This is a genomic window from uncultured Limnohabitans sp. (assembly GCF_937889215.1).
In the GTDB taxonomy this organism is placed as follows: domain Bacteria; phylum Pseudomonadota; class Gammaproteobacteria; order Burkholderiales; family Burkholderiaceae_C; genus Limnohabitans_A.
In genome coordinates, this window is the sequence record NZ_CALBEX010000586.1 from 1 (window position 1) to 7,591 (window position 7,591).

7 protein-coding genes are annotated in these 7,591 nt (G+C 62.3%); 4 read left to right on the forward strand and 3 right to left on the reverse strand.

Annotated elements, in window-relative coordinates:
• The coding region (mutS, locus tag Q0341_RS14750; RefSeq protein ID WP_299514861.1) for a DNA mismatch repair protein MutS at nucleotides 1-1,537 on the reverse strand (1,537 nt) is incomplete at its 3' end.
• A 139-nt stretch (nucleotides 1,538-1,676) separates the two neighbouring features.
• Between mutS and Q0341_RS14755 the strand changes: the two genes are divergently transcribed.
• Nucleotides 1,677-2,024, forward strand: a complete 348-nt coding sequence (locus tag Q0341_RS14755; protein ID WP_299514864.1) for a rhodanese-like domain-containing protein — start codon at nucleotides 1,677-1,679, stop codon at nucleotides 2,022-2,024.
• A gap of 95 nt (nucleotides 2,025-2,119) precedes the next feature.
• Complete coding sequence (locus Q0341_RS14760; RefSeq protein WP_299514867.1) at nucleotides 2,120-3,457, forward strand: hemolysin family protein; 1,338 nt, start codon at nucleotides 2,120-2,122, stop codon at nucleotides 3,455-3,457.
• Between the two features lie 64 nt (nucleotides 3,458-3,521).
• On the opposite strand, the gene Q0341_RS14765 is transcribed toward Q0341_RS14760, so the two are convergent.
• Complete coding sequence (locus Q0341_RS14765; RefSeq protein ID WP_299514870.1) at nucleotides 3,522-4,490, reverse strand: inositol monophosphatase family protein; 969 nt, start codon at nucleotides 4,488-4,490, stop codon at nucleotides 3,522-3,524.
• Nucleotides 4,491-4,639: 149 nt separating this feature from the next.
• Between Q0341_RS14765 and Q0341_RS14770 the strand changes: the two genes are divergently transcribed.
• Together Q0341_RS14770 and cysE are read left to right on the forward strand one after the other, a co-directional pair.
• Nucleotides 4,640-5,371: an RNA methyltransferase gene (locus tag Q0341_RS14770; RefSeq protein WP_299514873.1), complete on the forward strand. Its 732-nt coding sequence runs from the start codon at nucleotides 4,640-4,642 to the stop codon at nucleotides 5,369-5,371.
• An 11-nt stretch (nucleotides 5,372-5,382) separates the two neighbouring features.
• Entirely contained in the window at nucleotides 5,383-6,150 is a 768-nt protein-coding gene (cysE, locus tag Q0341_RS14775) for a serine O-acetyltransferase (RefSeq protein ID WP_299514876.1), read from the forward strand.
• 102 nt (nucleotides 6,151-6,252) lie between these two features.
• Here the strand turns inward: cysE and Q0341_RS14780 are convergent.
• A partial coding sequence (locus Q0341_RS14780) for a toprim domain-containing protein (protein WP_299514879.1) occupies nucleotides 6,253-7,591 on the reverse strand: 1,339 nt, incomplete at its 5' end.

Genomic DNA, 7,591 nt, shown 5'->3' on the forward strand with positions numbered 1-7,591 from the left:
GGTAGTCGTCGGGCACTTTGTCGAGCTGGCCTTGCGTGACCTCGATGTAAAAGCCGTGCACCTTGTTGAACTGCACGCGCAGGTTAGCAATGCCGGTGCGCTCTTTTTCGCGGGTTTCCAGGTCCAGTAAAAACGCATCGCAGTTGGTCTGGATGGCGCGCAGCTCGTCCAGCTCGGCGTCCAGGCCGTCGGCGATGATGCCGCCGTCGCGCACCAGCGCAGCAGGCTCTTCGAGCAGCGCCATGTGCAGCAGTTCGGCGCAATGTGTGGGGGGTGTGAGCCAGCGGGCCATGCCCGACAACAGCGAACCGGTCTCGGGCTGCAGGGCCTGCAGTTGCACAGAAAGCGCAGCCGCACGCGCCAGTGCATGGCGCAGCGCCACCAGCTCACGCGGGCGCACCTGGCGCAGCGCGGTGCGGGCGGTGATGCGCTCCACGTCACTTGCACCTTTGAGTTGTTCGCGCAAGTTGCTCCAAGCCCCGGCACCACTGTCGCCGCGCAACACGGCCTGGGCTTGCAGGCGTTGCTGTGCCACTTGCCGGTCTCGTGGTGGGCTGAGCAGCCAGCTTTTGAGCAAGCGGCTGCCCATGCCGGTCATGCAGGTGTCGAGCAGCGCAAACAGCGTGGGTGAATCCGAAGCGCTTTCGCCCCGCAGGGTTTGTGTCAGCTCCAGGTTGCGGCGGGTGCTGGCGGGCAAGTCAATCAGCGCGTCCGAGCGCTGCACCTGCACGCGCTGCACATGCGGCAGGCTGCGGCCTTGGGTGTGTTCGGCATAGGTCAGCAGGGCAGCGGCGGCGGCGTGCGCGTCGGCCAGCGTGTCGGCGCTCCAAGCGGCGAGCGACGCTGCTTGCAGTTGTTCGAGCAGCTTGCGCTGGCCCAGGCCTGCGTCAAACTGAAAATCGGGCCTCATGGCGAATGACCAGCTGCCTCGGCCTGCGGTTTTGAGGCCGCGCAGTTTTTGCTCAAAGGTGGGTGTCATGCCCGCGCTCGCCAGCAGTTCGCTGGGTGCGATGCGGTCGATCCAGTCGGCCAATTCATCTTGCGCGCATTCGGCCAAGTGCACCACGCCTTGCGTGACGCTCAGCCACGCCAAGCCGCAGCGGTTTTTGCCCGCTTGGTGCACGGCCAGCAAGATGGCTTCACTTTTGTCGGACAGCAGCTCGGTGTCGGTCAGGGTGCCAGGGGTGACCACACGCACCACTTTGCGCTCGACCGGGCCTTTGGCGGTGGCCACATCGCCTACTTGCTCGCAAATCGCCACAGACTCGCCCAATTTGATCAAGCGGGCGAGGTAGGTTTCCAGCGAATGAAAAGGCACGCCGGCCATCATCACAGGTTGCCCTGCCGATTGGCCCCGGCGGGTCAAGGTGATGTCGAGCAAGCTGGCAGCTTTTTCGGCGTCGCCAAAGAACAACTCATAAAAGTCACCCATGCGGTAGAACACCAGCGTGTCCGGAAACGCGGCCTTGATGCCCAAGTATTGGGCCATCATGGGCGTGTGGCCAGCGTGGTCAGCCGGGCTGGGTGCAGGGGACATGTCTTTTGGCATCAAGGACTTGGCCGACTCGGGAAGGGCAGTCACCGGGTCAGGGGATTGAAGGGGCAAACGCTGATTTTATTCGGCTTAGGCCGCTAACATGGCGGCTTTTGACGGCATTGATGAAAGTGGGCGACCGATGGATTTTCTGAACAATTACTGGCCGTTGTTGGCCTTGGCGCTTTGGTTTGGCTACAAATGGTGGAACGCCCGTCGGGTGGTGGCCCTGTTGCCCGCCTTGAAGCAGCAAGGCGCGACCTTGTTGGATGTGCGCTCGGCGGCTGAGTTTGCCCGAGCCAGTGCGCCAGGCACGGTCAATATTCCCCTGCAAGAATTGGCGGCTCGGCTTGTGGAAATCCCCCGCAATGCCCCAGTGGTGGTGGGTTGTGCCAGCGGCACCCGCAGTGGCATGGCCAAGATGCTGCTCAAGAAAAAAGGCTTTGCCCCGGTGCACAACATCGGTGGCTGGTCCAACTTTATGAAGTGAACTTGCCTTGTCTGGCGCAAGGATTTTGGGGTGAGCCATTGCATTTACTTACAATGTAATCCTCTTCACTCTCAGGGCTCAGGCGAGCCCGTTGTATGGAAATAGCGATACTTTTTGCCCTCATCTGCCTGAACGGGGTGTTTGCCATGTCCGAGATTGCCTTGGTCACGGCCCGAAAAGCCCGGCTTCAGAAGCTCATCGATGAGGGCGACAGCGGCGCGGCGGCGGCTGTCAAACTGGGGGAAGACCCCACGCGGTTTTTGTCCACCATCCAGATCGGCATCACCTCCATCGGTGTCTTGAACGGTATCGTGGGTGAGGCGGCTTTGGCCGCGCCGCTGGCCTTGTGGCTGGTGTCGTTGGGCGCTGCACAAGCTTATGCCAGCTTTGCGGCCACCGGCATTGTGGTGTTGACCATCACTTATTTCTCCATCGTGGTGGGCGAGTTGGTGCCCAAACGCATTGGCCAGTCTTATCCCGAAACCTTTGCCCGCTTGGTGGCCCGGCCCATCAACTTTTTGGCGCTGGCCACCAAGCCTTTCGTGATTTTGTTGTCGGCTTCGACCCGCGCTTTGCTGCGGCTGATGGGCGTGAAGGAAACCAAGGGCACGCCCGTGACAGAAGAAGAAATCCACGCCATGCTGGTGGAAGGCACTTCTGCTGGTGTGATCGAGTCGCATGAGCACACCATGGTGCGCAATGTGTTCCGGCTGGACGACCGCCAAATCGGCTCGCTCATGGTGCCACGCGCCGACATCGTCTGCCTGGATGTGGACGATGCGTTTGAAGAGAACCTGCAGCGCATCGAGGATTCGGACCACGCCCGCTTTCCGGTGGTGCAAAACGGCATCGAGAACATTCTGGGCGTGATCAATGCTCGCCAGTGGCTGGCGCGTGCGCTGAAAGACCCGACCCAACTGCAGTCGCTGCGTGATCAGGCGCTGCAAAGCCCTTTGTACGTGCCTGAGACCATCACCGGCATGGAGCTGTTGGACAACTTCAGGTTGTCCGATGTGCACATGGCGTTTGTCATCGACGAGTACGGCGAGGTGCAAGGCATCATCACGCTGCAAGACTTGATCGAGGCGATCACGGGCGAGTTCCAACCGCGTGACCCCGAAACCTCTTGGGCCGTGCAGCGCGACGACGGCAGCTGGCTGCTCGATGGCCACATTCCGGTGCCCGAGCTGAAAGACCGCCTGGGCCTGGAAGAGGTGCCCGAAGAAGAGCGGGGCCGTTACCACACCCTGAGCGGCATGATCATGCTGCTGACGGGCGCTTTGCCCAAGGTGGCCGATGCGGTGGAGTGGGAAGGCTGGAAGCTGGAGATCGTGGACATGGATGGCCGCGCCATCGACAAGGTGCTGGCCGTGCGCTTGCCACCCGTCGAGCCGGAGGTCGAGACCGATAGCGCGCAAGTGGCAGGCAACTGATCTGCCCAAGGCAACAAAAAAAGCACCCGAGGGTGCTTTTTTTTGGTAAGGGGCTGAAGCAAGCTTAAAAGGGCGCGTCCTTGCGCTCAATTTCGGCGTCGCTGGTGCTGTCGTCGGTGCTGGCTGGGGCTGCATCGGCTTCGGCGTCCGGGTTGTGTGCATCGGCTGTGTGCTCGCGGCTCAGGGCGTCAACGGCGGTACGGACGTTGGCTTTGTCGCCCGCGCTGGCAAATTTGCTGTACTTGCCCAAGATGCTGACCAGCTGGCCATAAATGCGGGGCGCACCGGCCAGGCATTCTTTTTGTTCCAGAAAGTCGGCTTCGCCAGTGAAGTTGCCGATCAGGCCACCGGCTTCGGTGACCAGGAGGGAGCCCGCAGCCACATCCCAGGGCGACAGACCGGTTTCAAAGAAACCATCGGTGAAACCTGCGGCCACGTAGGCCAGGTCCAGAGCGGCAGAGCCGGGTCGGCGCAAGCCGGCGGTGCGCTGCATCACGTCGCCCATCATGCGCAGGTACTGGTTGAAGTTGTCGCCCTTGCGGAATGGGAAACCGGTGGAGATGATGCATTCCTGCAAGCGGATGCGCTTGCTCACGCGCAGGCGGCGGTCGTTCATGAACGCGCCACGGCCTTTGGTGGCGGTGAACAGGTCGTTGCGGGTGGGGTCGTAAATGACCGCTTGTTCGATCTTGCCGCGCACTTGCAGGGCAATGCTCACGCAATAAACAGGGAAGCCGTGGATGAAGTTGGTCGTGCCGTCCAGGGGGTCGATGATCCAGATGTGGTCAGCGATGGGGCTGCCGAATTCGCGGCCCGACTCTTCGGCCAGGATGCCGTGGTCAGGGTAGGCGGTCAGCAAGGTTTCAATGATGATTTTTTCGCTGGCGTGGTCGACTTCGGTCACAAAGTCGTTGACCTGCTTTTGCGAGATGCGAACCGCCTCAACGTCGAGCGCGGCGCGGTTGATGATGGCGCCAGCGGCGCGTGCAGCCTTGATGGCCACGTTGAGCATGGGGTGGAGATTGGACGACATAAATTGTGTGAAGAACTGGACTGGCCCACGCACGATCGCGGCGGCGAAGGGCGCATTTTCTCATGAAAAGCGGGGTTGGCCGTCATTTTGGCGTCATGCAGCGCCGATGTGGTCGCGGCGTGCTTGGCCTCAGCGTGGACAATCGGGGCATGCAAACGCGATTCATCTTGATAGAAACCAGCCATGCGGGGAACGTGGGCGCTGCCGCCCGGGCCTTGAAAGTCATGGGTTTTGATGACCTGGTGCTGGTGGCACCGCGTTGGCCCAATGTGTTGCGCAAGGAAGAAACCATCCAGCGTGCCAGTGGGGCCAACGATGTGCTGGCCAAAGCCCGTGTGGTTGAAACGCTGGACGAGGCTTTGGATGGCGTGACGCACTTGTGCGCCACGGCCATGACGCCACGCGACTTTGGCCCGCCCACCCGCTCGCCGCGTGAACACTTTGCCGAGCTGACCCGCCCCGGTGCGCCCGAGCAGTGCGTGGCCTTCTTGTTCGGCTCGGAGCGCTTTGGCATGAAAAACGAGGATGTTTACCGCTGCCATGTGGCGCTGTCGATCCCGACCAATCCGCAGTTTGGCTCGCTCAATCTGGGCTCGGCCATTCAGGTGGTGGCTTACGACTGGCGCGTGGCGCTGGGCGGGTTCCCTGTGCAGGACGCCGTGCCGCCCGCTGACAAGGCCGATGCGCAGCAGGTGGCGGGCATGCTGGGCCACTGGGAGCAGGCGCTGACCGACATCGGCTTTCTGGACCCGGCCGCGCCCAAAAAGCTGATGCCGCGCCTGAACCAGTTGTTCAACCGCGCCGACTTGAGCCCGGAAGAAATCCACATCCTTCGCGGGGTCGCCAAGGCCATGATCCAGACCGCCAGCGGCAAGCGATAGAATTGGTGCTTATGTTTTCACGCCTTCGCTCCGACATCCAGTGCATTCTTGACAGGGACCCCGCAGCCCGCACCGCTTGGGAGGTGCTGACCTGTTATCCGGGCCTGCATGCCTTGGTGTTGCACCGGCGGGCGCACTGGTGCTGGAACCATGGCTTCAAGTGGCTGGGGCGCTTCATCTCGCATGTGTCGCGCTGGCTCACGGGCATCGAAATCCATCCTGGTGCTCAGATTGGCGAGCGGGTGTTTTTTGACCACGGCATGGGCATCGTGATCGGCGAGACGGCCCAAATTGGCGAGGGTTGCACCATCTACCACGGGGTCACTTTGGGCGGTACATCGCTTTACAAAGGGGCCAAGCGCCACCCCACGCTGGGCCGCGATGTGGTGATTGGCGCGGGGGCCAAAGTGCTGGGCGGTTTTGAGGTTGGCGATGGGGCCAAGGTGGGCTCGAACGCGGTGGTGACCAAGCCGGTGCCGGCTGGGGCCACGGCGGTGGGCAACCCGGCGCGCATCATCCAAGCCGAACAAGACGCCAAGCGCGAAGAAGCGGCTTCCAAAATGGGCTTCTCGGCCTACGGCGTGACGCAAAACGACGACCCGTTGAGCCAGGCTTTGCGCGGCCTGATCGACAACGCCGCAGGGCAAGAACACCAGATCGCCATGATCTGGCAGGCGATGGAGCAGCTGTGTGCCCAGCAGCAAGTGGCCATGCCCGGCGATGCCGCCAAACGCGAGACCTTCGAGGCGGACAAATTCAACGAGTTGGTGGGCAAGTAATCTCTGGCGTACCTTTGTAGGAGGCCACCCCGTGGGGGATGGGCGTGGCACACGCCCTGAACAGCATCTCACGATGTAACCGTAACGCCCTGCGGTTGTGGATCAGCTGGCGGCCTGCAAAGCTGCAGCTGCGGCCATCAACGCTTTGCGGCGTTCGTGCAGGCTGCGCCAGCGTTGTTGGGCTTCGGGGTCTTGCCCGGTGCTGGCCTCAGTGAGGGCTTCAGTTTCGAGCTGCTTGAGGCGGTCGATCATCAGCATGGTCAGTAAGCGTCGCAGTTCCTGGCGGGCTTCTTGCGGGTCGGGTGGGGTGGCGTCTTCGCTGCCGGCCACGGCATTCAGGTTGTCTTGCGCCATCCAGCGGGTGGCGTCGCCTGCGAAGGGATGGTCTTGCATGTGCTCGCGCAAGGTGGACCAGCCCACAGCCCCTTGTTCGTGAAACTGTGATTCGAGCCATGCAAACAGCGGGCCGTGCGGCGCGGGCAGGTCGCACAGCATGGCGTGGTCTTCGCCCGCCAACGATTCCCACAGCGCCATGTTGCCCAGCAGCAGGCGGGCGGCGTGGTCGGCTCGGCTGGCGGGCACGGTGCGTGGGCCGGTGTAGACCGGAGGCTGCTCGCGTTTGTATTTGCTGTTGCCAAACTTGCTGCCCGGCGTCCAGTTGGGGTTTTTGCTTTTCCAGTGGCTGTTGCCGTTGGACGGCACGAAAGTGTTGGCTCCCGACCAGGCCTGTGGTTCGCCATAGTTTGGCTCGAATTGGTGGAATTCGTCATGCCCCGCACTGGCAGCCTGGCTGAAGGCCGCGTTGGCCGACTGGGCTGTTGGCGCCGCAGCACTGCGCGCAGAAGGTGCAAAGCGTTGCTCACTTGCTGCTTGTTGGCCCCAGAGTTTTTCCAGACCTGCCGTTTCCAGCTGGATGAGTTGCGCCAGTTCTGACAGCAGTTGCTGTTTGAGTGCGCCGTCGGGCAGCAGTTGCCACAGCGGGCGGGCTTGGCTGGACAGGCGGGCGCGGCCTTCGGCGCTTTGCAAGTCGCAGTCGGCGCTGGCCGCTTCGATCAAAAAGCGCGACAGCGGCATGGCTTGTTTGATCTGCTCGGCAAACGCCTCTTGGCCAAATTCGCGCACATAGCTGTCTGGGTCGTGCTCGGAGGGCAAAAACAAAAACTTGATGCTGCGCACATCGGTGGCGTAGGGCAGCGCGCCGTCGAGCGCCTTGCGGGCGGCGCGTCGGCCAGCACCGTCGCCGTCAAAGCTGAAGACCACCGAGTCGGTGAAGCGAAACAGCTTTTGCACATGGTCGGGTGTGCAGGCTGTGCCCAGCGTGGCCACCGCGTTGGCAAAGCCCAGCTGGGCCAGTGCCACCACGTCCATGTAGCCTTCGGTCACCAGCACGTAGCCCGCGCTGTGCAGGGCTTCTCGGGCTTCGTACAGGCCATACAACTCG